20 protein-coding genes are annotated in these 26,996 nt (G+C 63.2%); 6 read left to right on the top strand and 14 right to left on the bottom strand.

All coding sequences use genetic code 11. The annotated features are described in order from the left end of the window. Positions 1-34 precede the first annotated feature (34 nt). From IC234_RS06930 to IC234_RS06915, 4 genes are all read right to left on the bottom strand, one after another. Positions 35-5,443 (bottom strand): carbohydrate-binding protein, encoded by a 5,409-nt coding sequence (locus tag IC234_RS06930; protein ID WP_190923122.1) that lies wholly within the window; start codon positions 5,441-5,443, stop codon positions 35-37. A gap of 339 nt (positions 5,444-5,782) precedes the next feature. Then, positions 5,783-6,412, bottom strand: a complete 630-nt coding sequence (locus tag IC234_RS06925; RefSeq protein WP_190923121.1) for a class I SAM-dependent methyltransferase — start codon at positions 6,410-6,412, stop codon at positions 5,783-5,785. 17 nt (positions 6,413-6,429) lie between these two features. Further along, positions 6,430-8,667: a xanthine dehydrogenase family protein molybdopterin-binding subunit gene (locus IC234_RS06920; protein WP_190923120.1), complete on the bottom strand. Its 2,238-nt coding sequence runs from the start codon at positions 8,665-8,667 to the stop codon at positions 6,430-6,432. A 154-nt stretch (positions 8,668-8,821) separates the two neighbouring features. Then, positions 8,822-9,271: a hypothetical protein gene (locus tag IC234_RS06915; RefSeq protein ID WP_190923119.1), complete on the bottom strand. Its 450-nt coding sequence runs from the start codon at positions 9,269-9,271 to the stop codon at positions 8,822-8,824. Positions 9,272-9,422: 151 nt separating this feature from the next. Between IC234_RS06915 and IC234_RS06910 the strand changes: the two genes are divergently transcribed. The 4 genes from IC234_RS06910 (at position 9,423) to IC234_RS06895 (ending at position 13,915) form a co-directional block, all read left to right on the top strand. Then, positions 9,423-11,234: an ABC transporter ATP-binding protein gene (locus tag IC234_RS06910; RefSeq protein ID WP_190923118.1), complete on the top strand. Its 1,812-nt coding sequence runs from the start codon at positions 9,423-9,425 to the stop codon at positions 11,232-11,234. Between the two features lie 344 nt (positions 11,235-11,578). Next, a complete protein-coding gene (locus tag IC234_RS06905; RefSeq protein ID WP_190923117.1) occupies positions 11,579-11,929 on the top strand; it encodes an MmcQ/YjbR family DNA-binding protein in 351 nt (116 codons plus the stop codon). 85 nt (positions 11,930-12,014) lie between these two features. Further along, a complete protein-coding gene (locus IC234_RS06900; RefSeq protein ID WP_190923116.1) occupies positions 12,015-12,818 on the top strand; it encodes an SDR family NAD(P)-dependent oxidoreductase in 804 nt (267 codons plus the stop codon). Positions 12,819-12,976: 158 nt separating this feature from the next. After that, positions 12,977-13,915 (top strand): D-2-hydroxyacid dehydrogenase, encoded by a 939-nt coding sequence (locus tag IC234_RS06895; protein WP_190923115.1) that lies wholly within the window; start codon positions 12,977-12,979, stop codon positions 13,913-13,915. Positions 13,916-13,983: 68 nt separating this feature from the next. On the opposite strand, the gene IC234_RS06890 is transcribed toward IC234_RS06895, so the two are convergent. After that, positions 13,984-14,943, bottom strand: a complete 960-nt coding sequence (locus IC234_RS06890) for a pectinesterase family protein (RefSeq protein WP_190923114.1) — start codon at positions 14,941-14,943, stop codon at positions 13,984-13,986. A gap of 12 nt (positions 14,944-14,955) precedes the next feature. After that, positions 14,956-15,903, bottom strand: coding sequence for a pectinesterase family protein (locus IC234_RS06885; RefSeq protein WP_190923113.1), 948 nt, complete (start codon positions 15,901-15,903; stop codon positions 14,956-14,958). Positions 15,904-16,067: 164 nt separating this feature from the next. On the opposite strand from IC234_RS06885, the gene IC234_RS06880 reads away from it, so the two are divergent. Then, on the top strand, positions 16,068-16,982 hold the full coding sequence (locus tag IC234_RS06880) for a carboxypeptidase-like regulatory domain-containing protein (RefSeq protein ID WP_190923112.1): 915 nt from the start codon (positions 16,068-16,070) through the stop codon (positions 16,980-16,982). 112 nt (positions 16,983-17,094) lie between these two features. Here the strand turns inward: IC234_RS06880 and IC234_RS06875 are convergent, their stop codons facing one another. The 8 genes from IC234_RS06875 to IC234_RS06840 form a co-directional block, all read right to left on the bottom strand. Next, positions 17,095-17,925: an enoyl-ACP reductase FabI gene (locus IC234_RS06875; RefSeq protein WP_190923111.1), complete on the bottom strand. Its 831-nt coding sequence runs from the start codon at positions 17,923-17,925 to the stop codon at positions 17,095-17,097. 114 nt (positions 17,926-18,039) lie between these two features. Beyond that, positions 18,040-19,710 carry a DNA repair protein RecN gene (gene recN / locus IC234_RS06870; RefSeq protein ID WP_190923110.1) on the bottom strand — a complete coding sequence of 557 codons (1,671 nt, stop codon included), beginning with the start codon at positions 19,708-19,710 and terminating at the stop codon, positions 18,040-18,042. Between the two features lie 150 nt (positions 19,711-19,860). Next, the gene (gene porD / locus IC234_RS06865; protein WP_190923109.1) at positions 19,861-20,781 is read right to left on the bottom strand and encodes a type IX secretion system protein PorD; all 921 of its coding nucleotides are present in this window, start codon (positions 20,779-20,781) and stop codon (positions 19,861-19,863) included. 5 nt (positions 20,782-20,786) lie between these two features. Beyond that, on the bottom strand, positions 20,787-21,437 hold the full coding sequence (locus IC234_RS06860; RefSeq protein WP_190923108.1) for a phosphopantothenoylcysteine decarboxylase domain-containing protein: 651 nt from the start codon (positions 21,435-21,437) through the stop codon (positions 20,787-20,789). Between the two features lie 122 nt (positions 21,438-21,559). Next, a complete protein-coding gene (locus IC234_RS06855; RefSeq protein ID WP_190923107.1) occupies positions 21,560-22,156 on the bottom strand; it encodes a flavoprotein in 597 nt (198 codons plus the stop codon). A 140-nt stretch (positions 22,157-22,296) separates the two neighbouring features. After that, on the bottom strand, positions 22,297-22,644 hold the full coding sequence (locus IC234_RS06850) for a DNA-directed RNA polymerase subunit omega (protein WP_190923106.1): 348 nt from the start codon (positions 22,642-22,644) through the stop codon (positions 22,297-22,299). Positions 22,645-22,745: 101 nt separating this feature from the next. After that, positions 22,746-23,576, bottom strand: coding sequence for an outer membrane protein assembly factor BamD (locus tag IC234_RS06845; RefSeq protein WP_190923105.1), 831 nt, complete (start codon positions 23,574-23,576; stop codon positions 22,746-22,748). 104 nt (positions 23,577-23,680) lie between these two features. Next, on the bottom strand, positions 23,681-25,492 hold the full coding sequence (locus IC234_RS06840) for an OstA-like protein (RefSeq protein WP_190923104.1): 1,812 nt from the start codon (positions 25,490-25,492) through the stop codon (positions 23,681-23,683). 88 nt (positions 25,493-25,580) lie between these two features. Between IC234_RS06840 and tilS the strand changes: the two genes are divergently transcribed. After that, the gene (gene tilS, locus IC234_RS06835; protein ID WP_190923103.1) at positions 25,581-26,912 is read left to right on the top strand and encodes a tRNA lysidine(34) synthetase TilS; all 1,332 of its coding nucleotides are present in this window, start codon (positions 25,581-25,583) and stop codon (positions 26,910-26,912) included. Positions 26,913-26,996 lie beyond the last annotated feature (84 nt).

The raw sequence follows: 26,996 nt of genomic DNA, 5'->3' as shown, positions 1-26,996 counted from the left end.
TTTTCAGGTGACCTGACCGGCCTTACTAAGCGCGCTATTCCAGCACCACGCGCTTGGTCAGCAGTTGGGTGTCGGCCTGCAGACGCAGCGAGTACACGCCGGCGGCCAGGCCGGCGGTGCGGAACTCGGCGCTGGCCCCGGCCGCATTCAGCCCAATGGTGCGCACGAGCACCGCCTGGCCCAGTGCGTTGAACAAGGTGGCCCGCACCTCGCGCTGGCCCGCCAGCGGCGGCAGCAGCACCGTGAAGCTGGTGCGGGCCGGGTTCGGGTACACGCTCACGGCATCGGCGGCCAACTCGGCTTTAGAAGCCGTAACCGTGGCCGCGCCGAACGCCAGGCTGAAGCGCCCGTTGGCCGCGCCCGCCGCCAGCGCCACGGAGTAGCTGCCGCCGGCCACCAGCAGCTGCTGGGTTCCCGTCAGGGCATCGCGCAGGTACACGCGGGCCGAGCCAAAATTGCTCAAATCGGCCACCGCGAAGGCGTAGGTACCGGCCTGCGGCACGCGCACGCTGAGCGGCACCACCACTTCGGCCGCACCCAGCAGCGCCAGCCCGTTGATGGCCAGCGGCGTGCTGCCGGCCAGGGCGGCCAGGTCCAGCCCGGCCGGATTGGGCAGCTTGGTGGCGTCAAATTCGGCATCGACGCCGGCTGTGGCGCCTTGCTCGAAGTACACGTAGGCATCGTCCTGCAAGCCGGCGCCGCTCAGGGCGAGGCGCAGCAGCGGGCGGGCATCCACGGTGCCGCGGCCGAAGGCCGGCTGCGGGCCGAAGGCGGTGACGCGGTTGGCGTTGGTCAGGTTCACGGCGCCGGGCGTGCCGGGGGCCAACACGCGGGCGAAATAGCCCGAGCCAGCCACAATCAGCGGGGAGGCGCCCACGCCATTGGCGTAGCTGCGGTAGGTGCCGGCGTATTGGCCGGTGCTCTGGTACACGTACATGGCGGCGTCCATGCCGGGGCGCTGGGCGGGCGTCACGGTGCTCCAGTCCAGCGGCGCCGGGTACGGGTTGCCGAGCAGCTGCCAGCCGGCATCGGCATCCGTGCCGCGGCTGAGGGCGCCGGAGGTCTGCGCGGCATTGTTGAACGTGCCCGTGAAGGCCACGGGCTGGGCCGAGGCGGGCGCATTCACGCTGTAGCCGCGGCTGGGCTGCATAAGGTCGGCGCCGCTGCCGGGCGAGAACCAGCCTTTGTCGAAGGCTCCGAGGTTGGAGGCCGCGGTGGCAATGCGGCTTTCATCGTAGCCAAACACCGTGGGGAAGGGCACCACGGCGCCGGGCGTGCCGCTGGTGTTGTAGCCGGTGTTAAAGGTGGGCGCGAAGCCCAGCGTGCCCACACTGCTGAGGGGCGCGCCGGCCACCGGCGAGCTGTAGTGGCGGTAGGCCGGCCCGGTCACGGTGCTGGTGATGGCGCGTTGCATGGTGCCGGCGCCGGTCACCACGCCGCCGGTGTTGTCGAGCAGGGCCGTGCCGGCCGCCGTCGACAGCAGCGTGAAGGCCTGGCCGCCAGTGGCGAGGTTGCCGCTTTGCAAGCGGGCCACCTGGGCCACGCTCAGCGGCTGGCTCAGGGCGAGGGTGCGGTCGGTGCTCAGGGCGGCCGTGTTGTTCACGGTGAGGCTGCGCACGGTGGCGGGCAGGCCGGCGCCGGTTACTTGCGGTGCGATGCCGTTGTAGGTGTACACGGCATCGGCGGAGAACGAGCGCGGGCCGGTGAGCTGGATGGCGCCCGTGGCCCCGGTGGCGGCAATGCCGGCCGGGTCGCAGATGTGCAGCTCGGCGCCGGCCTGCAGCTCGAAGCTGCCCGCGCCGCCCAGCACTGCGCAGTTGGTGATGAGCCGTCCGCCCGTGAGCACCCGCACCGAGGTGGCCACCGTGGTGCCCAGCTGCAGCGTGAGCGTGCCGCCGCTCTGCACCGTGATGCTGTTGTAGCTGCCGCCGGCGCCCATGCTCTGGCCGTTCAGCACCACCAAATCGGGGCCAATGAGAGCGTTGCGCAGGGACTGGATGTAGGTGATGTTGGGCGTGCCGAAGCCGAAGCCCCAGTTGAGAGCAGTGCTGCCCGAGGCGTTGGCTTTGCCCGTGCCGTTGTAGTCGGCCAGGGTCTGGGTCGGGTTCAGGGGGTAGACAAATTTGCTCGGGCTGCCGCCGTTGTCCAGGTCCGGCGCGGCCATCTTGTAGCCCACTATGGCCTGGTAGTTGGCCGTGACGACGCCGCCGGCCCCGGCAATGGCCCCGCGGGTGGCAAACGCGTGGAGAGAGCCCGCGAGGCCCGCCGCGCCCGAACCGGCCGCTTTCACCATCACCATGTCGTACTGCGTGATGTTGAAGACGTTGCCGCCGCCCACGTTGCTGAGGTAGGTGGTGTTGCCGAGCAGCAGGTCCACGGTGTAATCCGAAGCGTCAGTGTCCTGCACGTAGCCGGCAGGGCCGGCCAGCTGGCGCAGCACCACGGTGGTGCCGCTGCGCACATCGGCCCAGAAGGCGGTGTTGGTGAACTGGTACTTGCCGCCGGTGTCGGCCGTGCCGTTGGTTTCGAAATCCTTCACAATCATCCCGCGCATGTCCACGTGGTCCTGCACCACCAGCAGCTCCACGGCGTCGAGGTTGCCGGTGCCGTCGTTCGAGCCGTTGTAGATGCGGTTCACCACCACGGGCGGGGCCGGATTGGCCAGCCCGCGCAGAGTCAGAATGTAGCTGATGTTGTTGGCCCCGAAGCCGTCGCCCCAGTTGCGGCTGGCGCTGCTCGACGCGGCCACGGCCGTGCCGTTGTAGTCGGCCGTGCTCTGGGCCGGGTTAGTGGGGTATAGGAACGAGCCCGCCGGCAGCGTGGTGCTATACGTGAGCTTGGGCCCGGCCACGGCGGTGTAGAAGGCCGACACCGGGCTGCCGCCGTTGTTGCTGGCCAGGGCGTGCACGGCGTTGTCGGTGCCGGTGGGGGCGCCGGTTTTCAGCAGCACCATGTCGGTGCCCGTGATGTTGAAATTCTGGCCGGCGCTGCCCAGTGCGTCGAGGTAGGTGGTGTTTTCCAGGAAGAGGTCGAGCTTGAAATCGGCCGGGTTCAGGTCTTCTGCGTAGCCCGCCACGTCCGACACCAGGCGGCGCAGCACGATGGTGGTGCCAATGCGCAGGTCCTTCCACAAAGCGTTGTCCTTGAACTGAAACTTGCCGCCGTTGTCGGTGGTGAGGTTGCTCTCGAAGTCCTTCACAATCAGCCCGCGGATGTCGAGGTGGTCCTTCACCACCAGCAGCTCCACGGCGTCTTTGCTGCCGTCGAACACGGAAGCGGCCTCGTTGTAGGTGCGGTTCACCACAATGCCCGTCATGGGCTGCTCCTCGAAGGTGAGCTTGGAGAAATTGAGACTGGCGCTCACGATGTCGAACTTGAGCGTGGCATTGGGGTCGGCTGCCAGATACACGTTATTGATAACCAGGTCCTGGTAGTTGCCAAAGCCCCCGGTGGCCGGCACGGCCACCACGCCCGTTCGGTCCACGTCGTTCACCGACAGCCGCAGCGAGCCCGTGGAGGTGGCCCCCGTCGATACCCGCACGGTGACTTTGTAGAGGCCGCTGCGCAGGATGTTGACGGAGTATTTCAGCCACTCGCCGCTGGCCGAGTAACCCACGTTGCCGTAGCCGGCGTCGCCGTTTTCGGTGTCCACGGCTTCATTGGGGCGGGGCACGGTGGGGTCCACGGCCGCCCCGCGGTTGGCCACGTCCGAGTCGTTATACGCCGCGCCCTGGCCGCCGAAATCGTATTCCACGGCCTTCACCACGCCCGGAATCACGGCCGGCGTACCGTTGTAAGGGGTTCGCACGCAGGCGCTCACCTGCACGTAGGCCGGCTTGCTCAGCACGATGGTCGTGTCGGGGTTCACCAGCGTCAAGGTCACGTCTTTGGGGCCGGTGGTGGCGTAGGTCACGGCAAAGGGGCCTTTGCCGCTGGCCGTGGCCGGCGTGGCGCCCGCGCCGAAGTTCCAGTCCAGGGTGGTGTAGCCGCCCAGCACGGCGGCCGTGTATGTCACGGCTTCGGGCGCGATGCAGCTGAAGGTTTTATCGGCCGAAAACGCCAGTTGCGTGTAGCTCTGGTTGGAACCGAGATAGGTAGGCGGCAACGTCTGCTGGGCGTGCTGCAGCGAGTAGATGATTTTGCGCGTGAGCTGGCCCTGGGCATTGAACAGCAGCACCAGCGTCGACTGCGCGTAGAGCCGGTTCGAGTACGCGGTGTTGATGCCCGCCGGCACGTTGACCTTAAGCGCGCTGGCGCCCGCAATGGCCGTGTTGTCGAGCTGCACCGTGAAATCGTAGTCGTCCACGTCGCTTTCGTTCAGCAGCATCACGGCCGTGGTACCGTTGTCGGTGCTGCTGAGCACTTTCACCAGGGCCTGGTTGTCGGTGGCGTTGAGGTTGGTGCCGTGCAGGTTTTCCGACACCAGCATCTCGTGCCAGAAGGCCGAGCGAGGCTTGAACGTGGCCGCCGTGCCGCCGTCGATGTAGCCCAAGTCGCCGGCGCCGCGGGCACCGCTGCCCTCGTGTATGGACCAGGGCTGCATCGACACGGCTTCGTACTTCATGCCCACGCCAAACACCTCGGCCCAAAACTGCCCGTTCAGGAACGAGTGCACGCCCACGCCTTCCACGGTGTTGTTACCGGGGTTGGCGTAGTCCACGTTGAACTCGGTGAGGGCCCAGCGCAGGGCGTTGGCGCCGGTGCGGTTGTTTTTGGCGTTCGCGGCGGCCATCAGGCCCAGCAGATTCACCACGTTGTTGGTCAGGTTGGTGGTGCCGCCTATTACGCCAGCCCGGGTCTGGGTGCCGTTGAAGGGGTAGGTGTGGAAGGAAATGACGTCGACGTAGTAGCGCCCGTTGGCGTCGGTGCCGGTGATGTCGTTGGCGCCGCCCACCAGCGCGGGGAAGTAGCCCCCGCCGTAAGACGCATTTTCGGGGCCCACGATGAGGATGCTGGGGTCCACGGCCTTCATGGCCGAAGCAAAGGATTTGATGTACGCCTCCACGCCCGCAATGCTCACCGGGTTAGGCTGCGACGCCAGGTCGGGCTCGTTGCCGATAATCCAGTACTTGATGTTGCGCCCCATCGTGATGTTGACGTGCTGCACCACCTGCGCGGCTTGCGCCGCCGTGAAGCGCCCGCGGCCCTCCGACACCTGCACCATGGGCTCGGCCCCGATGCGGCGAATGGAGTCAATCAGGGCAATGTATTGGGCGTTGGTGACCAGGTTGGAGTTCACCCCGTTGCCGCCGATGCGTACCATGCGCACCTTCGACTGCTTCACCAAGGGCCACAATTTATCGAGCTGCCCGTTGAACACCTGCGTGCCCAGCGCCGTGGGCAGCCAGGCGTTTTGGCCCGCCAGGTAGGGCGAAATGGTTTGGCCGGAGGCTGCGCGCAGCACGAGCCAGCTCAGCGCGAAAAGGGATAGCAGTCGCTTCATAAACAGGGTGGGAGTTGGGGTGAAAAGCAGCGCAGGGGCCGGCAGTTACGGGCGCGGCCGGCACGGGAATTCCGGGGCCCGCGCGGCGGGCCAGTTCGGCGGGGCCAGGGCCCGTTCCCAGGGTAGTTTCCGCTACGGTGCGTGGCCGTGCAGAGGGGCCGGATGCAGCAGTAGCGCGATTAAAGGTATTGGCATCCCAAACCGGAAAGCAAGGAAACTCACCGATTTATCTATGAAAACGTTTGCGGAAAAATACCGCAACGCCCCTCCCCTGCTTACCGAACAAAAGGCCCCTCAATGCTGTGCAAGCAGGTTTTTACGAGGCATTTCTCCACCGGCTCAGGCTTTTTTCTGAAACAGAAAGCTGATGATGCGTGGCACGCCGCGGCAGTCATCCGCGTCGAAAAACTCGCGCAGCTCAACGCACTGCAGGCCGTGGGCCAGCGCGGCGGCCAGGTAGTCGGATAGGTGGTGCGTGTGGCATTCCACCGTCACCTCGGTGCCATCGGCCAAGTAACGGGCCTTGCTGCCCAGGTACTGCTTGAAGGGGTGCAGCTCGCCCACGTACAGCAGGCCGCTGGGCCTGAGCGCGCGGCCGCACTGCTGAAACACGGCGCTTAGGTCCGGGATGTGCTCCAGCATGAGGCTGCACGTCACGAGGTCGACGGCGGGCGGCGCCCAGCGCCACGGCTGCGTCACGTCGGCGGGCTGAAAGCGCACGTTGGCGCTGGCCAGTTTGGCCTGGGCGCGGGCCAGCATCTCGGCCGAAAAATCCACGGCCGTGACCTGCGCGGCTTTGGCGGCCAGCCACTCGGTGTTCTTGCCCGTGCCGCAGCCCAGCTCGATTACTTCCGAAAACGGCACCTCGGCCAGCAGCTGCCGGATGGCCACGGCTTCCAGGTCGCGGGTTCGGTTGGCGACCGTGTCGTACGTGTCGGCCCAGGCGTTGTAAGCGGTTTGCACGTTCATGGCCAAAAATAAACCCGTCAGGCCCCTTTGGGGGCCGGCAGCAGCTTGTCGGGGGTGATGGGCAGCTCGCGCACGCGCTTGCCGGTGGCGTGGCACACCGCGTTGGCCACCGCGGCGCTGAAGCCCACCAGGCCGATTTCGCCCAAGCCTTTGGCGCCCATGGGGTCGAGCAGCGGGTCGGGCTCGTTGATGAATTCGACTTCGATGCTGGGAATGTCGGCGTTCACGGGCACGTGGTAGTCGGCCAGGTCGTGGTTCACCACGCGGCCGTAGCGGTGGTCGAGGCGGGCCTCCTCCATCAGGGCCAGCCCAATGCCCCACACCACCGAACCCAGCACCTGGCTGCGGGCCGTTTTGGCGTTCAGCACCCGCCCCGCGTCCACCACCGACACCACCCGGCTCACGCGCACCTCGCCGGTGAGCGGGTGCACCTGCACTTCCACGAAATTGGCGCAAAACGATTTGCCGGAATACTGCTCCATTTCCGGCGCCTTCTCGGCTTTCTGGGTCACCTTCAGCGCCGGCAGCCCATGCTGCTTCAGCACCTCGCCGAAGCTCAGGCGACGGTTTTTCTTGGTTGAGACAACGAAGCCGTTTTCCGCCGTCAACTCCTCGGGTTTTACCTTGCCCAAGGCGTTGCCGGGCACGCTTAGCGCCAGGTCCAGCAGCTGCTTTTTCAGCGCCGCGCACACCTCGTGCACCGCCGAGCCCACCGACGTGGCCGTGTGCGAGCCGGCCTGCAGCGGCGCTTCCGGGTAGGCCGCGTCGCCCAGGTCGAAGCGAATGTTGGCCGCGGGCACGCCGCTGGCATCGGCCGCAATCTGGGTCATGATGGTGGCGGTGCCGGGCCCCGTGTCGGCGGTGGCGCTTTGGATGACGAGGGAGCCGTCGGGCTGCAGGCGGGCGTGTGCCGTGGCGGGGCTGCGCTCGGCTTTGTAGATGCCCGTGCTCATGCCCCAGCCCACCAGCCACTCGCCGTGGCGCAAGGTGCGCGGCGCCAGCGGGCGCTTGGCCCAGCCGAAGAGCGCCGCGCCGCGCTCGTAGCATTGGCGCAGGTGCTTGCTGCTCCAGGGCTTGTCGTTTTCGGGGTCGCGGTCGGCGTAGTTTTTCAGGCGCAGGGCCAGCGGGTCCAGGTTCAGGGCCACGGCCAGCTCGTCCATCGCCGATTCGAGGGCGAAAGAGCCGCTGGTTTCGCCGGGGCCGCGCGTCCAGGCGGGCGTGCTCAGGTCGAGCGGCACGAGGCGGTAGTTGGTGTCGAGGTTGGGGGTGCGGTAGGCCGATTTGGTGGGGTGCACGATGCGCTCGGCAAACTGCTCGTGGCGCGAGGTGTTGCCGTAGGCCCGGTGCGTGATGCCCACCAGCGTGCCGTCGGGCGTGGCGCCCAGCCCTATTTTCTGCATCGACAGCGGCCGGTAGCCCACCAGGTTGAACTCGTGCTCGCGCCGGTTCATCAGCTTCACCGGCCGGCCCACCTGCTTCGCCCCGAGAATGGCCGCCACTTCCGGCGGCCAGATGCGCGACGAGCCCCCAAACGCCCCGCCCACAAACTGCGAATGCACCCGCACGCTCTCGGCCGGCAGCTGAAACATGCGCATTAGGTCCTGTTGGGCCAGTTTGGGGCCCTGCGTCTTGGTGTACACCGTCAGCTTGTCGCCTTCCCACAGCGCAATCACGGCGTGCATCTCCAGGGGGTTGTGCACCTGCATGGGCGTGCGGTATTCGGCCTCGATGTGCACCGGGGCAGTTTTGTAGGCGTCGGGCTGGCCGCGCAGGTGGTCTTTTTCCTTCTTTGGGGCCTCGTTTTTGCTGAGGCTCGCGGCCAGGTTGGTCTGGTGCGGGGCCGCGTCGTACTCCACGCACACCAGCGAGGCCGCGTAGCGGGCCTGCTCCAGCGTTTCGGCCACGGTCAGCGCCACGGGCTGGTTGCTGAAATGCACCTGGTCGTCGTAGAACACTTTGATTTCCTGCCCTTCCACCCGCGGGTTGTTGCTGGCTTTGGCGTCCTGGTAGCCGGGCACGTTGGGCGCGTTCAGGTGCGAGACGATGCTGAGCACGCCGGGCGCTTTTTCGGCCGCGGCCACGTCGAGCCGCTTGATGCGGCCGCGGGCAATGGCGCTGCACACCAGCACGCCGTGCACGCAGTCCTTCACTGCGTGCTCGGCAGCGTAGCGGGCCTGGCCGGTTACTTTCAGGCGGCCGTCCACGCGGTTCAGCGGCTCGCCGGTGCTGGGCGTCGGGAGAATGGTTTTTTCCATGGCAGTCAGGCAGAAGAGGCCCTGACTTTACGGCGAGGAAAGGTGGGCGTTTCACCAATAAAGCACTCCCGGGGCTCAGCTGTGGTTTCCATCCTGCTGGCGCGGCTTTCGTGCAGCGTACCCGCGCCAGAGCGAGGGCCTGGTCGCAGCGGACCTAAGGCCGGCCGCGCAACCAATGCTGGGCGTTTTCGAGCGAGTCGAATAAGTGGATGTGCAGCAGGTCGCCGATGCGGACCTGCAAGTCTTCGATGGCCAGTTGCCCAAAAATATCGGGCGAAAGCACCTGGGCAAAGTAGCGCAGCCCGGCGCTCACAATGAGCGGCGTCCACACCTGCTCAATCCAGTCGTTGGCGGCCGAAAAGTCGCCCACCAGGTCGCGGTGGTCATTCAGCAGCTTCGGGCAGGGTTCCTGGCGCAGCATATCAACGTAAGTCAGGCCCCCGTCCATGACCGAGCCCAGCGTTTGCCGGCCGTACCACCGAGCGTGTATCCAGTTCTCGGCGCGGTTGCGCTCTACGGTGAGGTACACGCTGCCGTCGCCCCGCGTCAGGGATGTCATTGACTGTGAGGACTGGGCTGAAGTAGTGGCGGAGGTAGCATCCATGGTGCAAAGATGGGAGCGGGCTCGTCAATGAGGAGAAGCCGGATGGCCGCGTGTATACGGAAGCCCAACGCACTTTGGTAGTCGACAAACCACCAAAACAACCCCACCCCCGCCCCCCTCGTCTAACCGGCTCCACTCCTTCCTCGATTAGATGAGTCTCTGGCAAATCATTACACGCCTGCTGCCCTTCGTGCGGCCCTACCGGCCGCTGGTCATTGCCACGCTGCTGCTCACGCTGGTGGGCTCGCTGGCCGCGCAGGTCAACCCCTTTGTGCTGCGCTACATCGTCGACAACGTGCAGGGCCTGCTCGACCGGCACGAGGCGCTGGCCGCCGGCTGGCCCATGCTGGCCTGGGTGAGCGGCATCTTGCTGGGCAAGGAGGTCATCAACACCTTCATCACCTTCGGACAGAAATACTACGGCGAGAAAATCCGCATCAACGTGTCGAGCACGTTGTCGCAGACGGCCGTGGGCCGGATTCTGAGCTACGAGCTGGGCTTTTTCTCCGACGAGGGCAACCAGACCGGCAAGCTCCAGACCCGCATCGACCGCGGCGTGGAGAGCCTCATGAAGCTGGTGCAAAACTTCTTCATCGACATCCTGCCGCTGTTTGCCAACGCCATTGTGGCCTTGGTGGTGATGTTCGTGGCCAACAAATGGGTGGGAACGGTGGCGCTGGCCATCCTGCCGGTGTATTTCTGGCTGAGCTTCCGGCAGGCCGACCGGCTGCAAGGCGTGCGCCGCGGCCTGCAAAAGCTGCGCGAGGAGAAAAACCACGGCCTCATCAGCATCATCGACTCGATTGTGGTCATCAAAAGCTTCGTGCGCGAAGCCTTTGAGGCCAACAAGCAGGCCGACACCCAGCAAAAGCTGGTGAACGCCCAGCTGGTGACGCGCAAAACCAACTTCCGCTACGACGGCCTCAAAACCTTCGTCGAGCAGATTGGCGTGGTCGTCATCATCGTCCTCACCGCCTACCTTGTGCTCGACCGCCAGATTTCCATTGGCGCCATCATGTTCCACATCTTGCTCTTCAACAACGTGTCGGCGCCCATCCGGCAGCTCCACCGCATCTACGACGAGATGAACGAGGCCCTCACCTACTCCGAAGGCTTCTTCGCCATCCTCGACGCCGACGCGGCCATCGAAGAAACCGGCCCCCTGCAGCCGGCCGACGTGCGCGGCACCTTCGAAATCTGCAACGTCGATTTCACCTACCCCAGCGGCACCCAGGCCCTGCACGACGTCTGCCTCACCATCGAGGAAGGCAAAACCACCGCCCTCGTCGGCCTCAGCGGCGCCGGCAAAAGCACCATCATCAACCTGCTCTGCAAGTTCTACGCCCCCGACTCCGGCAAAATGCTGCTCGACGGCCGCCCCCTGGCCGACTACGATACCCACGCCCTGCGCCAGCGCATCGGCCTGGTCCTCCAGAAAAACCACATTTTCAAGGGCACCATCGAAGAAAACATCCGCTACGGCGACTTCACCTCCACCCAGGCCCAAATCGAAGCCGCCGCCAAGCAAGCATACCTACACGACCAGATTCTGGACCTGCCCCGCCAGTACCAGTCCGATGCCCAGCAGCTCAGCGGCGGCCAGCAGCAGCGCATCGCCATCGCCCGGCTTTTCCTTAAAAACCCGCCCATCATCTTCCTCGACGAGCCCACCGCCAGCCTCGACGCCATCGCCACCGAGCAAATCAAAAACTCGCTCGACGCCATCAAGCAGGGCCGCACGGTGGTCATCATCTCCCACAGCCTCGCCCAAATCGTGGATTCGGACTGCATCCACGTCATGAAAAAAGGCCGCCTCGTGGAAAGCGGCACCCACGACGAACTCTACGCCCGCCACGGCACTTACCGCGAAATTTTTGACGCATCCGCCCGGAGTTTAAATATTGAGAAACTGGCGAAGACGATGGCCGATGACGGGGACGAGGTGCTGGATACGGCTTCGTGATAGGGTATTTGTTAGCTTTGAGTGAGGTTGTAATAAGTGCCTCTTATAATGGAATCGAGCAAACGAAATAGAAAGCACATCAGCGGCTCAGTTCTCATTATAATTGGGAGTTTAATGGCTGTTAATCCATACTTCTGGCTTTTTGCAATTCCAATAATATTACTCGGGCAAAGTTTGCTCTGGTCTTCTGAATTAGACGCCCGCTCAAAGACCCTATTAAGTGTATTACCAGTGCTTATACCTGTGGGCATCTGGGCTTCAATTATAATTTCAAGTCAATTTTAGTTTAAATTATCTCATCCGTTTAATCTGATACTTCAGCGATTTGCTCGGCTAATTATTTTATGACCATCGAAGACCTGCAAGCCCTTTGCCTGCGCCTGCCCGGCACCACCGAGGACCTGAAATGGGGCGTGCACCTGTGCTTCAGCGTGGGCGGCAAAATGTACCTCGGCACCTCACCCGATGAAGTCCCGTCAACCGCCTCTTTCATCGCCCCGCCCGAGGAACTGGAAACCCTGCTCGAAAGCCCCGGCTTCAGCCCCAACAAGCACCTGGGCCGCTACGGCTGGGTCACGATTGACAACATTGCCCGCCTCGGCCCCGCGCAGTGGGAGCGCTACCTCCGGCACTCCTACCGCACCGTGCGGGCCAAGCTGCCGCGCAAGGCGCAGCAGCAATTAGAGGCTCTGTAGCCACGCCGCGGCACTTCCGGCGGTAACCTCTGCCAAACCGGACTCGTTAGGAAACACTCCTTTCCTCCTAACCTTTCCACATTTTATGGCAACCCAAACCGCCCTCATCACCGGCGCCAGCAGCGGCATTGGCCGCGAGCTGGCCACCTGCTTCGCGCAAGACAAATTCAACCTCGTGCTCGTGGCCCTCGAGCCCGACTTGCTCAACCAGGCCGCCTCGGAGCTGCGCCAGCAATTCGGCGTCGAAGTCACGACCATCGCCAAAGACCTGTTCAAGCGCGACGCACCGTTTGAGGTGTACAACGAAATCAAGCAGAAAGGCCTGCAGATTGACGTGCTGGTGAACGACGCCGGCCAGGGCCAATACGGCACCTTCGACACCACCGACATCAACCGGGAGCTGGACATCATTCAGCTCAACATTGGCGCCTACGTGGTGTTTGCCAAGCTCTACCTGCAGGAATTCAAGGCCCGCAACGAGGGCAAAATCCTGTTTGTGGGCAGCATTGCCGGCGAGCTGCCTGGGCCGCTGCAGGCCGTGTACCACGGCACCAAGGCGTTTGTGAACTCCTTTGTCGAATCCATCCAGGAAGAAAACAAGGACTCGAACGTGACCATCACCAACCTGCTGCCCGGCATCACGAAGACGGATTTCTTCAACAAAGCCCACATGACGCAGGCCAAAAACGTGGCCGAAGGCCAGGGCATGGAGCCCGCCGAAGTGGCCAAAGAAGGCTACAAAGCCCTGATGAACGGCGAAAGCCGCATCATTGCCGGCGTGATGAACAACGTGCAGGTGGGCTTCAGCAAAGTGATGCCCGACCCGCTGGTGGCCGCCCAGGTGCACCAGCAAAGCGCGCCCGTAGACGGCGACGAAAGCGCCCGCTAGCCGCGTTCTGGAGCCGGTTGACTTGTAACGCGGACCACCGAGCCCGCGCTACGAGTCGACCGGCTTCATGAAACGTACGCCATTTGCTCAGCAACTTTGCCGGCCCGCTCACGTTTTGGGCGTTCCCCCAATTTTGCCGCGTCTTGCGCGGCTCCTGCATGCGTCTTTTTGTTTTTTCTCCGCTGAGTGCTTCGGCGCGCGGGCACCTGCAACGGTTGGCCCCCTCCGACCTGGAAATCATTTTCTGCAACGACCTGCCCACCGAGCAGCAGTTTCCGGCTTTTCAGGAAGCTGACTTGCTGATGGGCAACCCGCCACCGGCCTGGTTTGCGGCCGGGGCCCCGCCCCAGCTGCAGTTCTGGCAAATCGACTCGGCCGGGTTCGAGCGCTACCGGCAGGTGCAGCTGTCCATTCCGGTGGCCAACATGGGCGACTTCTTTGCCTGGCCCTGCGCCGAAACCATGGTGGGCGGCCTGCTGGCCCTCTACCGCCACCTGCCGGAGCTGGCCGTGCTGCAAGCGCAGCGGAAATGGGTGGGCGGCGCTTTTGTGCGCAACCGCGCCGGCCTGCTGCGCGGCAAGCGCGTGGTGGTGCTGGGCGCCGGCGCCATTGGCGTGGCCGTGCGCCAGCAGCTCAGCGGCTTCGAGTGCCAGGTGCAGCTGCTGGCCCGCACCGACCCCTCGGCCCAGTTGCACACCAAGGAAGAGTTGCAAGCGGTGCTGCCCGATACCGACATCGTCATCAACACCCTGCCCGGCAGCGCCGTGGGCTTTTTCTCGGCCGAGTTGATTGAGGCCATGCGCCCGGGCAGCATCTACGCCAGCGTGGGCCGCGGCAACACCACCGACGAGCCCGCCCTGTTGCGCCTGCTGCAAGCCGGCTACCTCGGCGGCGCCGTGCTCGACGTGACGGCCATCGAGCCCCTGCCCGCCGACAACCCGCTCTGGCACTTGCCCAACGTGCTGCTCACCCAGCACACCGGCGGCGGACAGGCCCTCGAAGACGAAAGCAAAGTCGACGTATTGCTCGAAAACCTGCAGCGGCTGCGCACCAGCCAGCCTCTGGTGAATTTGGTGGAGCTGAGCAAGGGGTATTGAGTAGAAGCAAAAGAACAGAACGTCATGCTTCATTGTGCGCTGCATGACGTTCTTTTTTCATTACCCAACTACCGCACCGGCACCCACGGCGCACCAGCCGCGAAAATGGCTTTGAGCGTGTACTGCTTGGCCTCTGCCGCGGTGAGCTGGTGCGACCACGCCACCCGCGCTTTCGGGTTAGCGCCCGGGCCGGTCGATTTGTACTCGGCGAAATAGGCCGTCTTTTCGTTTTCGGGGTTTTTCCAGTTGTCCCAGGCGGTGGGCGTAATGTGGGCGCCCATGGCGGTGTTGAGGTACACCACCTTGGCATTAGGGCGCCAGGGCCGGCCCAGGTTCACCTTTTTGGCCAACGCGGTGTCGGCGGTCAGCTTGCACTTCATGAACACGAAGCCAAACGCCTGCCCGGCCGGCGTGGACGCCGCCGTGATAAACGAGTTTTTCTTGCTCCTGATGGTGCAATGGTCGAACACGGCCGTGCTGGCGCCGAAAATAAAGTCGGTGGTGCCTTCGATGTAGCAGTCCTTGAAGTACTGGCGGGTGCCGCCCGTGGCCAGCAGCAGCACGTCTTGGTTGCCCACCATGCGGCAGCGGCGGAAGGTGGCCCGGTCGCCTTCCACGTGCAGGGCCACGGCCTGGCCGGCGGTGTAGCCCGCGTCGTTCGCGAAGGTCAAGTTTTCGGCCGCGAAGTCGGGCGCCTGCACCAGCACCGAGTGCGAGGTTTGGGTGTTGTGCCCGGCCGCGTCGCCCGTGTGGTCGTTGAACGTGATGACGGTGGTCGCCGCGTCGTCGCCCACCAGCCGCAGGTGGGTTTTGGCGGCGGGCACCACCAGCTTTTCGCGGTAGGTGCCCTTCTTGATGCGGATGGTGACGGTAGTCGGCGACTGGTTGGGCGCCGCGTCTACGGCTTCCTGCACGGTGCGGTAGGTGCCGGTGCCATCTTGCGCCACGGTGATGGGGCCGGTTTTGGGAGAGGTTTGGGCGTGTGCGGAGCAGGTGAGCAGCGCGGCGGCCAGGGTCAGCAATTTCATTTGGGGTGTAGGTTATTTGGCTTCGGGGTTCCAGCCGTGCAGCACGGTGTCGCGGGTGTAGAGCCGAGCCTCGGCCTCGGTGAGCTGGTGCGACCACGGCGCGCGCTTGTCGGGCGCCGCGCCGGGGCCGCGGCTTTGGTACTCGGCGTAGTAGGCCGTTTTCTTGTTCGATTCTTTATCCCACGCGTCCCAGCCGGCTGGCCGAATCACGGCGCTCAGCTCGCAGTTGAGGTACACGGTTTTGGCGTAGGGCCGCCAGGGCCGGCCCAGCCCGAAGCTGCCCGCGGGCGCGTCGCCCCCTATGCGGCAGCGGCTGAACACGTAGCCAAACCGGGCCGTGTCGGGCGTAGAAGCCGCCGTAACGAAGCCGCCCTTCTTGCAGAAAATCTCGCAGTCCTCGAACCATGCCGTGCTGGAGCCGAAGATGAAATCCACCGTGCCTTCGATGTAGCAACCCTTGTAAAACTGCCGGCTGCCGCGCCCATACGTGTACAGCGTGTCCTGAAAGCCCAGAAAGCGGCAGTTCACAAACGACGCTTTGTCGCTATCAACCCACATGGCCACGGCCTGCCCCACCGGCCCCGACGAGTTCTGAAACGTCAGGTTCTCGGCCGAAAAGTCGCCGCCGTAGATGTAGCAGCTCGCCGAGCCCGACGTGCCTTTGTCTTCGCCGAAGATGTTTTTCTTCTGGTTGTAGTCGTCGTAGGTCAGAATGGTGCGGTCCCGGTCTTCGCCAATGAGGTGAACGAATTGCTTGGAGCCGGCCAGAATCAGCTTCTCCTTGTAAATGCCTTTTTTGATTAAAATGGTGGTGACTTTCTTCCGGAAGTCGGGCACGGCGTTGAAGGCCTCCTGCACCGTGCGGAACCGGCCGGAGCCGTCCTGGGCCACCACAAAATCATAGCCGAACGCCCGGCCCAGCGAAAGGCTGCTCAGCAGCAACAACAGGAAATACCTCATGGAAATGCGGAAGTTGGAGCCGCAAACCTAGCAGGCGCCGCGCCCGAAACCGCCGGTTTTTTGCGCAATCGTTGCCGGCCGAACGCGGCGTTTTCTTCTTCCCCGGTGTGCAATTGGGTTGTGGGCTGCATCAAAAAGATGTTTCACTACCTCAAGCTGCCTTTATGCGATTACTCCTACTGCTCTGCGCCTGCCTGTTTTCTTCCGCAGCCTTTGCCCAAGCCACCGTTTCCGGCCGCGTGGTGGACGCCAAATCTGATGAAGGACTACCCGGCGTGACTGTGCTCCAAAGCGGTACCGCCAACGGTGTGTCGTCCGATGTGCACGGCTACTTTTCGTTCACGGTGCCCAACCAGCCCGACAGCGTGGCGCTTACCGTTTCCTCAATCGGCTACCTCACCCAGCGGCTGCGCGTAGCCGCGGGCAGCAATTCTATCATTAGGCTGGTGGTCGACCCGAAGCCTTTACCCGTCTGCCGTTTCGGGCCGCCTCGTGCTGAAGTCGGCGTGTTCAGCGGCATGCACTACGCGCCTTTCGGCGGCACCTTGAGGCTCTATGGTCCCCGGCTGTTCCGGCAGCCGCTCGCGCCATCCGTCAGCTACCAAACCAACTTTGCCCGCAACCACGCCCTCCACCTTGGCCTCGGCCTGCCGGCCATCCACCGCTTTCACTCGCTCAATATCACCGAAACGCTGGACTACCAGCGGCTACGAGCCCCCGGCGCCAACACCGCCTTCGACAGCTACACGGCCACGCTGGGCCTCAACGCCGGCTTCATCGGAGGCAGGCGCCTGCCCACGTTTCTGCTAGGAGCCGGCTATGCCGAGTGGCGCTCAATCCAAGACGAAGTGGCCGCCCAACGTTCGGGCTACGGCTACACGGCCGGCCTGCAATTCAACGCCCTGCCTGAGCCATTCAACGTGTACGTGAGTGCCCAGGCCACCCGCTGGCCCGACGCCTGGCAGTGGCAAGGCCGCCTGCTGCACGGCCTCCCGCACAATCTGCAAGCCGGCGTGGCACTGAACCAGCTGCGCAGCTACACCGAAGTTTCGCTGTTGCTGAACCGCTTATTCTATTAAAACCAGCACGGTGTAGAGACGCAAAATATTGCGTCTCTACACCGTGCTCACAATTCCGCCAACAAAAAAGCCCGACCAACCGGTCGGGCTTTCCTTTTTCAACCGGTCAACCCTACTCCTGCATGCCCGACACTTTGGTCAGCACGTCCACAATCTCGGCCGAGATGCCGGTGGTGCTGAAGCCGCCGTCGTGCATCAGGTTCTGCATGGTTACGTAGCGGGTCAGGTCCGAGAAGAGCGAGATGCAGTAGTCGGCGCAGGCTTCGGCCGGGGCGTTGCCCAGCGGCGACATCATGTCGGCGAAGTTGTAGAAGGCGTCGAAGCCCGTGATGCCGGTGCCGGCCGTGGTTTTGGTGGGCGACTGCGACACCGTGTTTACGCGCACTTTCTTGAGCTTGCCCAGGCGCTGGCCGTAGCTGCGGGCAATGCTTTCGAGCATGGCTTTGGCCTGCGTCATGTCGGTGTAGTCGAGGAAGGCACGCTGGGCGGCAATGTAGCTCAGGGCCACCACCGAGCCCCACTCGTTGAAGGCGTCCTGGCGCTCGGCCACGGCCAGCATCTTGTGCAGCGACATGGCCGACACGTCGAGGGTCTGCTGAAAGAATTTGTAGTCCAGCTCGCCGTAGTGCTTCTTCTTGCGGATGTTGGCGCTCATGCCAATGCTGTGCAGCACGAAGTCAATCTTGCCGCCCAGCTTCTCCTGCGCGCCCGAAAACAGCGCCTCCAGCTCTTCCGTGGAGGTAGCATCGGCCGGAATGATGGGCGCGTTGCACTCCTCGCTCAGCTTGTTGATTTCGCCCATGCGCATGGCCAGCGGCGCGTTGGTGAGCACAAAGCGCGCCCCTTCGGCGTGCGCCCGCTGGGCCACTTTCCAGGCAATGGACTGGTCGTTGAGCGCGCCGGAAATGATGCCGACTTTGCCGGCGAGGAGGTTGTTAGCCATGATTTTTAAGGGTAAGAAAGTATGCAGGTAGGAGGGTACGAGGGGCCACAGGCCGCCAAACCCGGCGCAAGTTAGCTATTCCTTCCTACCCTCCTACCCCCATGCCCTCCTACTCTAGCTCACCGTTTCGCCCCGCAGCGCCAGCAGCTCGCGGGCGCTCTGGAAGGCGTTTTCGCTGGGTTTGGCGCCCGCAATCATGTGCGCGATTTCCTTGATGCGGTCCTCCTGGTTCAGCTCGCGGATGCGGCTCACCGTGCGGTCGGCGCGGTCTTCCTTGTACACGAAGTAGTGCACGTCGCCGGCCGCGGCCATTTGCGGCAGGTGCGAAATGGCCACCAATTGGTGCTTTTGGGCCATCTGCTGCATCATGCGGCCCACCTTCACGGCAATCTCGCCGCTGATGCCGGTGTCAATTTCGTCGAACACTATCGTCGGCAAGGCCGTCTTGTCGGCCAGCATGTACTTGATGCACAGCATCAGGCGCGAGAATTCCCCGCCCGACGCGGCCTTGCTTAAGGTCTGGGGCTGGGCGCCTTTGTTGGCCGTGAAGAGGATGTTCACCACGTCGATGCCGCTGGCCGTGGGCGCGCCCACCGAGTTCTGCACCACAATGCGGGCGTGCGGCATGCCGAGGTCGGCCAGCAGCAGGCCCAGCTGCTTTTCAAAGTTGGGGAACGACTTGCGGCGGCTTTCCGACAGCTTGGCGCCTTGCTTGGTCACGGCCGCCAGGGCCGCGTCCGAGTCCTTGCGCAGGCGGTTGATTTCCTTGTCCAGATTCAGTACCGAGCTCACTTTCTGGCGCAGCTCGTCGCGCACGGTGATGAGGGCGGGCAGGTCGCGGGCCTGGTGCTTGCGCTGCAGCGTGTAGAGCACGTTGAGGCGGTCCTGCAGCTCCTCGGCGCGGGCGGGGTCGCCTTCGGTGCGGCGCTCGGCCACTTCCACTTCGTCGGCAATGTCGTGTAGCTCGATTAGGCAGCTTTCCAGGCGCTCGCGCAGCTCCTTGAAGTTGTCGGCGTAGCTGGCCACCTGCCCCAGCAGCACCGAGGCCTCCTTCATGGTGCCGGTGGCGCAGCTTTCGCTGTCGCGCAGGCCGTGCAGCGCCTGGCTCAGCTTGTACTTGATTTCCTCGGCGTGCTCCAGCTGCTTCACCTCCTGCTCCAAGGCCTCCTGGTCCTCGTTGTCGAGGCGGGCCTCTTCCAGCTCATTCAGCAGAAAGCTATTGTAGTCCAGCTCCTTGCTGGCCTGCGCCGCCTGGCTTTCCAGCGTATTGAGGTCGGCTTCCAGCTTGCGATAGGTCCGGAAGGCGTTGCTGTACTGCGTGCGTTGCGGCACCAGCCCGGCAAATAAGTCCAGCAAATTGAGCTGAAACACGGCATCGCCCAGCAGCAGCGTGTCGTGCTGCGAGTGAATGTCCATGAGGTTGGCGCCGATTTTCCGCAGGGCGTCCAGCGTCACGGGCGTGTCGTTCACGAAGGCGCGCGACTTGCCGTTGGGGCTGATTTCGCGCCGCAGAATGCAGTGCGTGTCGTAGTCCAAATCTTCGGCGTCGAAGATGTCCTGCAGCTGGTAGTTGGCAATGTCAAACTGCCCTTCAATCACGCATTTGCGCTCGGTGTCGAACAGCATGCGCGAGTCGGCGCGGTTGCCCAGCAGCAGGCCAATGGCGCCCAGCATGATGGATTTGCCGGCGCCGGTTTCGCCCGTAATAATGTTCAGCAGCGGGGACGGACGCAGCTCCAGCTGCTCAATCAGCGCGTAATTTTTAATTCGTAAATCGACAAGCATAACTTTTGTAAAGTCGTCTGATAGCGAGTTGTCCGCCACGCTGAGCTTGTCGAAGCATTTTTCTCACATTAGTAAATGAATTACTTGCTGCGAAAGAGATGCTTCGACAAGCTCAGCATGACCGTTCTTTCTGGTTCTAATTCCAGGTTATTACTTCAACACAGTTTGGTATTTGGCCGAATTGCCGGGGTCGACTTCGGTAAGCATGGCCACCAGCTGCTGCTTCTGCGACTGGTCCGGGCTGGTGCGGAAGACGTTGGCAATTTCCTCGGCCTTGGCATCAAAAAAAGCCCGAAAAATCAGCGAGCCCGGCCGCGTGATGGCGGCTTTCTGAATGCCGGTGAGGGCGGTCATCATCGAGGCGCGGGCCTCTTCCGGCTTTTCAATGAAGATGTCCATGCCCAGACGGTAGTAATTGTAGAGGCCGGTGCGCACGGCTTCAAATTGCGGGTCGGTTAGGTTGTCGAGCAGGAAGTGGCGCTCGCGCGAACCCGTGCCGCGCCACCCTTCGTCGGGCTCGTTGGTGCTGGTCTGGTTGGCCGAGTAGTTCACGATGTTGCGGGCCAGCTCGTAGTACGGCGTGCCCCCGAGCTTGCCAAACGTGTCGCGGTCGATGCCGATGACCAGGTAGGCGTAGTAGCTCAGCAGCGACGACAGGTTGGAGTCGAAGCTATTGGGCGAGAAGCGCAGCGACATCTGCGGCGAGTAGTTGAAATTGAAACTCTTGTCGTTGATGCTGATGACGTTGGTTTCATAGCCCGTGCCGTACACCGGCCGCGTCGACACCAGGCGCATGATGCAGTTGTAAGTGCCGTTCTGCGGGATGGTGGTGATGCCGATGAACATGCGCAGGCGAATGCGCTCGGCGTCGCGGTAGGTCTGGGTGGTCCAGGCGCGGTTGTTGAGAAACTCGCGAATGTCCTTCTGCATGCTCGTGACGATGGTGGGGTCCGAAATGGTCACGTTTTCGGTGGTCACCGTCACTTCGGCCAGCAGCTCCTGGGCGCGGGCCACGGGGCCGGCCAGCAGCAAAACAAGTATCGGCAGGGCCGCGAGGAGTTTTCGCAACATGGTTTTCAATGGGTGGCGGCCCGGCGGGCCAAAATCAGGCTTACCAGTCCGCGGGCCACATCGGCTTTGGACTGCAACTCAAAATTAACGATTTGGCCGGCGGCGTCCAGCACAGTCACCTTATTGGTGTCGTGGCCGAAACCCGCGCCCGCGTCGCGCAGCGAATTCAGCACCACGAGGTCGAAGTTCTTGCGCTGCAGCTTGCCCTGGGCATGGGCCAGCTCGTTCGTAGTCTCCAACGCAAAACCGACCGCAAATTGTTCAGCCCGCTTGCGCTGACCGAGCGTGGCGGCAATGTCCACGTTTTTGACCAACTCCAGCGTAAGCGTGTCGCCCGATTTCTTAATCTTTTCGGCCGCCACGTGGGCCGGGCGGTAGTCGGCCACCGCCGCGGCAAAGACCCAAACATCGGCCGTTTCAGCGGCCGCCGCGGCCGCCTCAAACATCTCGGCCGCCGTTTCCACCCGCACCGTGCGGATGCGCGGGCTGGCCGGGTCCGCTAGCTGGCTGGGGCCGCTAACCAAGGTTACTTCGGCGCCCTCGGCCGCAAAAGCTTCGGCCAGCGCGTAACCCATCTTGCCGGTAGAGCGGTTGCCGAGGAAGCGGACGGGGTCGAGGGGCTCGTAGGTGGGCCCGGCGGTGATAAGGACGCGCATTTTTTTTAGGGATGAAAAAGCTCCCAAAGAACGTCATGCCGAGCCCAGCGAAGCATCTCTCCTGCTAAGAGGATTCATTTACTATTGCGGTAGAGATGCCTCGGCTGCGCTCAGCATGACGTTCACGAAGTTGCTTCGCCGCCAAAAAACCGCTCCAGCTCCGTCATCATTTCTTCCGGCTCCAGCATACGGCCGTGGCCGCTGAGGCCGCTGGCCAGCTCGCCGCTGGGCGAGTCGAAGACGTGGTTGCCGAAGCTGCGCAGGCGGGCCAGGTTCTGCGTCACGGCCGGGTGCGCGTACATGTCCAGGTCCATGGCCGGGGCTAAAAATACCGGGCAACGGGCCGACAAATACACCGCGCACAGCAAATTGGGGCACAAGCCATTGGCTAGCTGGCCGATGGTATTGGCGCTGGCCGGCGCAATCAGCAGGGCGTCGGCCCACAGGCCCAGTTCCACGTGGTTGTGCCACTCCCCGGCCGCAGCATCACGCAAAAAGCCCGTCAGAACGGGCTTTTTCGAGAGCGTGCCCAGCGTGAGGGGCGTCACGAAAGCGGCAGCCGCTTCGGTGAGGATGACCTGCACTTCGGCCCCGGCCTTCACGAGCAGGCGGGTGAGCGGCGCGGCTTTGTAGGCCGCGATGCTGCCGCTCACGCCCAGCAGAATGCGGCGGCCGCGGAGGGGGCTGGCTGATTGGGTGCTGGTTGTTTGTTCGGGCATGAAGCTAGAAACTGGTAAACAAAGAACGTCATGCTGAGCGCAGCCGAAGCATCTCTACCGAGGAAGTAATTCGTTACTCTCGCGGTAGAGATGCTTCGGCTGCGCTCAGCATGACGTTCGTATTAGCGAACCCGGCGGCCTTAGAACAGCTCGCGGGGAATCGGCACCTCTTCCGGCTCGGGCGTGGTGTAGGCAATTTTGCCCTGCAGAAACTCCTCGATGGCCAAGCTGGTGGGCTTGGGCATGCGCTCGTACTGCTTCGACACCTCGATTTGCTCGCGGTTTTCGAACACTTCCTCCAGGTTGTCAACCGTGGAAGCAAACTCGGCCAACCGGTCGTTCAACTCTTCTTTCAGCTTCACCGACAGTTGGTTGGCGCGCTTCGAAATCACGGCGATGGCCTCGTACACATTGCCATTGTCGCCGGTGATGTCGGCGATGTTGCGCGTCACGATGGAGCTCGACGGGGTGTTGGGATTGGGTTTCATGGGCATGGAGTATAGTTATCAGTTGCTGGTTGTCAGTTGTCAGGCTGTGCAGCTGGCAAGTCCGGGACTAACAACTGACAACCAGCAACTGACAACTAAAATTAGTTGGATGCCGCGGCTGGCGTCGCCTTCAGCCGGGAGATTTGGGCCTGGCTGACGTCGTACATGTCCTGCGCGGCTTTCAGGTTCTTGCTCTTGGGATAGGCGTCGAGGAACTGCTGGTAGAAGCTCACCGCCTCCAAATAACGCTCGCGCTGCTTGGATTCGATGCTTTCCTGGGCCCAGGCGTATTGGGCGCTGAGGCGCAGGAAGGCAGCCTGCTCGGCGTAGGCCGAGGCGGGGTACTGTTGCTGAAAATTGGTGAGGGCCACCACCGCCGCTTGGTTGTAGCGGAGCTGGTAGTACAGCCGGGCGCTTTCAAAGGCTTTGTTTTCCAGCTTCTTCTGCAGCTCCTGCGACATGTTCTCGGTCTCACCCTTGAACTTGCTGTCGGGGTAGCGGTTCAGAAAATCCTGAATCGACTCCAACGCCGACACTGTGTTGGTTTGGTCGAGCTCGTAGCCGGGCGAGTCCAGAAACAACGACCGAGCGTTCAGGAAAGTGGCTTCTTCGGCGTACTCCGAGTTGGGATACGTGTCGATGAACTGTTTGAAATAGAACGCACTCAGCACGTAGTTGCGCTGCTTGAAGTTGGTATTGGCGAAGTAGAACTGGGCCTTTTCGGCCTCGGGGCGGCCTTTCAGCAGCGGAATGAGGTCTTCGAGCAGCGTGCCGGCCCGGAAATAGTCGCCTTTGTCGTAGTACTGCACGGCGGCTTCGTACTTCTTATTGACGTCGGTGCTTTTCAGCAATTTTTGGTAGCCGCTGGCGCAGGAGCCCAACAAGAGCGTGCTAACGAGCAGAAACAGAACCGTGAGGCGGGAAATCGGCATAAGGGGTGCAAAGGTAACGATTTGAGCCGGCGAAGGCAAACGCGGCGCCAACTCCGGCTGGCCCGCCCGCAGCAAGAGTGCAGGGCGGGGGCCAAAGGTTGCAGCTAGCGCCGCACGGTGGGCGCCGCCAGCGGGGCTTTGGCCGGCGCGCCGCTGGCGTTGGGTTTGGCTGCGGGCGCGGCTTTAGGTGGGGTTGCGGGCTTGGGGCTCGCGGGTTTGGGCGTTATTTTTCGGGGTGTGGGCTTGGCGGCCGGGCGGCGCTTGGTGGGCGTGGCCTTTTTCTTAACCGGCTTGCGTTTTTTGGGTCGGTCGTCGAACTGTTTGCCCAACACCTGGCGCCGGGTGGGGCGTTCCGCGGCGCGCCACTTGTAGCCTTTCAGGCGCTCGTCGTCGGGCTTGAGCTCGTGCGGCGGGATGAACTTGGCCTCGGGGTTCGAGAGAACGGTGATTTTGTTGAGTTTGCTTTCCAGAAACAGCAGCCGCATGTTGGCCGACAGCACGCGGTTCATGCCGGTGGTGGCGGTGTCGTTATCCAGGGCGTAGAAGATGCTTTCGGCGTTGCCCAGCACGTCCACGCGGCGCAGCTGGTTGTCGCGGAAGTAGGCCATCATGCTGCGGCCCTTGGTCTGGTTAAAGTTCAGGAGCGTGTCCTGGCTCACGGCGAAGGCGTTGCCGTAGAGGCGCATCTCGTCCACCTTGCCGCGCTTCGAGCGAATTTGCATGGAGTCCGACGTGAGCTGGTTTTTGGCCTGCCACAGCACCGGGTCCTGGTTCAGGTAGATGATGCTGTCCTGCCGGTCGTAGGTCAGCGAGTCGCAGATGCCCTGCAGGTTGCCGCGGAATATCTGCACCTTGGGGTAGGCGTAGAGCACCGTGCGCGTGGTGGTTTGGCCGGGCCGCGCCTCGATGCTGATGAGCGTATCGGCGGCCATGTACAGGGTGTCTTTCTGGCTGCCGATGTTGCGCACCACGGGCCGGCCGCCGTAGAGCTTGGTGCGGCCCAGGCCGCGCCAGTACTTGCCTTGGTCGCCGCGCAGGGTCAGGTTGTCTTTCTTGGAGATGAGCGAGACGTGGCCTTTGGCTACGCCATACTGCTTGGTTTCGTCATACACCAGCTGGTCGCCGCCCAGCAGGTAGTTGGGCGTGTCGATTTTGGCGTTTTTCTTGAAGTTGGAAACCCGCGTGATGGTGTTGTAGGTGCCGCCCTCAGCATAGAGGTTGCCCTGCTTGCCCTTGATGCGGGTGGGGCCGTTGAAGTAGGCAATTTTGCTGACCGTGTTGTAGCGCAGCGTGTCGTTGTTCAGCTCCGAGTCGGGCGTTACGAGATGCACGTTGCGCTTAAATACGAACACCTTGCTGTTCGTATCATAGAAGCCCTGCTCGCTGTCGAGGGTGTTCTGCGGGTCGGTGAGGTGGCCGGTTTGGGTATAGGAGGCCGTTTTGCGGTTCAGGTCGTAGTCGAGAGCCGGCGTGGTCAGGGTCATGCGGGTGTCGCGCATCACCACGTTGCCGGTCATGCGAGCCGTGCGCTTGGTGCCGTCATAAAAGCCACGGTCGCCGGTGATGGTCATGGTGTCGCTTTGCACCACGCGCACGTTGCTGAAGGCCTCCACCTGGTTGGTTTCGGTGTATTGGTAGGCCGAGTCGCAATACAGAAACACGTCGTCCTGCTGAAAACTGACGTTGCCCAGCAGCTTGCGGATTTTCACGCCATTGAAGATGCCGCCCACCAGCTGGCCGGTGGTCAGGAGCTTGATGGGCGAGCCTTTGGTGCCCGGACGCGGCGTGCCGGCGGCAGGGGCCGGCGCGGTGGTGACCGGCACGGGCGTGCCGGTGCCCGGCGCGGTGGGGCGCTGCGCCTGCCCCAGCAGCGGCAACAGAATCAGCAGAAGAAAAAAGACGCGCGAGAAGAACATTCGGGGGGCAAAGGTACGGACGGGGCCCGCGCTAACGGCCATCTTTGCGTGGTAGTGTCCGCGGGTCAGCCGGGCACTCGCTTTGTTTATGCTCGATACCGTTCGCCGCTTCATTGAGGAGCACCAGCTGTTTTCCATCGACAACGACCCCATCCTCGTGGCCGTCAGCGGCGGGTTGGATTCGGTGGTTTTATTAGACATTCTGCACCGGCTGCGGGTTCAGGTGGCCGTGGCGCACTGCCACTTCGGGCTGCGCGGCGAAGACGCCGACGCCGACGAGCAGTTTGTGCGCAAGCTGGCCAAGCAGTACGGCCTCCCCTACTTCGCCGAGTTTTTTCAGACCAAAGTCTTTGCCGAGCAGGAAGGCATTTCGACCCAGATGGCCGCCCGTCTGCTGCGCTACCGCTGGTTTGAGCAGGTGCGCCAGACCCAGGGCCTGGCCTACGTGGCCACCGCCCACCACCAGCGCGACCAGGCCGAAACCATGATTCTGAACCTCACGCACGGCACCGGCCTGGCCGGCCTGCACGGCATTCAGGTGAAAAACGGCCACGTGGTGCGCCCGCTGCTGGGCGTGGGCCGCGACGACCTGCACGACTACCTGGTGGAGCGCGGCCTGCGCTGGCGCGAAGACGACAGCAACGACAGCCCCGTGTACCAGCGCAACCTGCTGCGCCACGAGGTGCTGCCCGTGCTGCGCGAAATCAACCCCAACCTCGACGAAACCATGGCCAGCACCGCCGAGCGCGTGGGCGGGGCCGAAGAAATCGTGCGCCGCTACGTGGCTGACACCGCCGCCCAGGCCCGCCGCGACGAAGCCGAAGTGACCTACCTCAACATTGCCACGCTGCAAAAAACGGCCGCCACCGCGCTGGTGCTGCACGAAATGTTGCGCCCGTTCGGCTTTTCCTGGTTGGTGGCGAAGGACATTGTGGCGGCTTTCCCGGGCGAGTCGGGTCGGCGCTTCGATTCGCCCACGCACCGGCTGGTGAAGGACCGGGAGAATCTGGTCATCACGCCGCGGCGCACCTCGCAGTTTGGCACGTTTCAGCTGGCGGCGGGCCAAACCGACCTGCTGGCCGACGGCATGCGCCTGAAAGCCGAGCTGCACGACGACGCCCGGCACTTCATCATCCCGCGTTCTAAGAGCACGGCGGCGCTCGATGCCGACAAGCTCAAATTCCCGCTCACGCTGCGCAAGTGGCAGGAAGGCGACTGGTTTATGCCGCTGGGCATGAAGGGCAAAAAACTGCTCAGCGACTTCCTTATCGACCAGAAGGTGCCGCTCAACCTGAAAGACGACGTGCGCGTGCTGACCTCGGCCGACGGCAAAATCTGCTGGGTGGTGGGCTGGCGCGTCGACGACCGGTTCAAGGTGGAAGACAGCTCCGAGCGGGTACTGACGGTTCAGCGCATGTAGAGACGCGTATTCGCGTCTCGCCGTTGAACGATGATGCCCTTACGCCTGCCAACGACGCGAACACCGAGACGCGAATACGCGTCT

Origin of the sequence: Hymenobacter armeniacus (assembly GCF_014699055.1) — a bacterium.
Lineage (GTDB): Bacteria > Bacteroidota > Bacteroidia > Cytophagales > Hymenobacteraceae > Hymenobacter > Hymenobacter armeniacus.
Note: the sequence above shows the minus strand (reverse complement) of the source record. Positions and strands in the feature narration are given on the sequence as shown.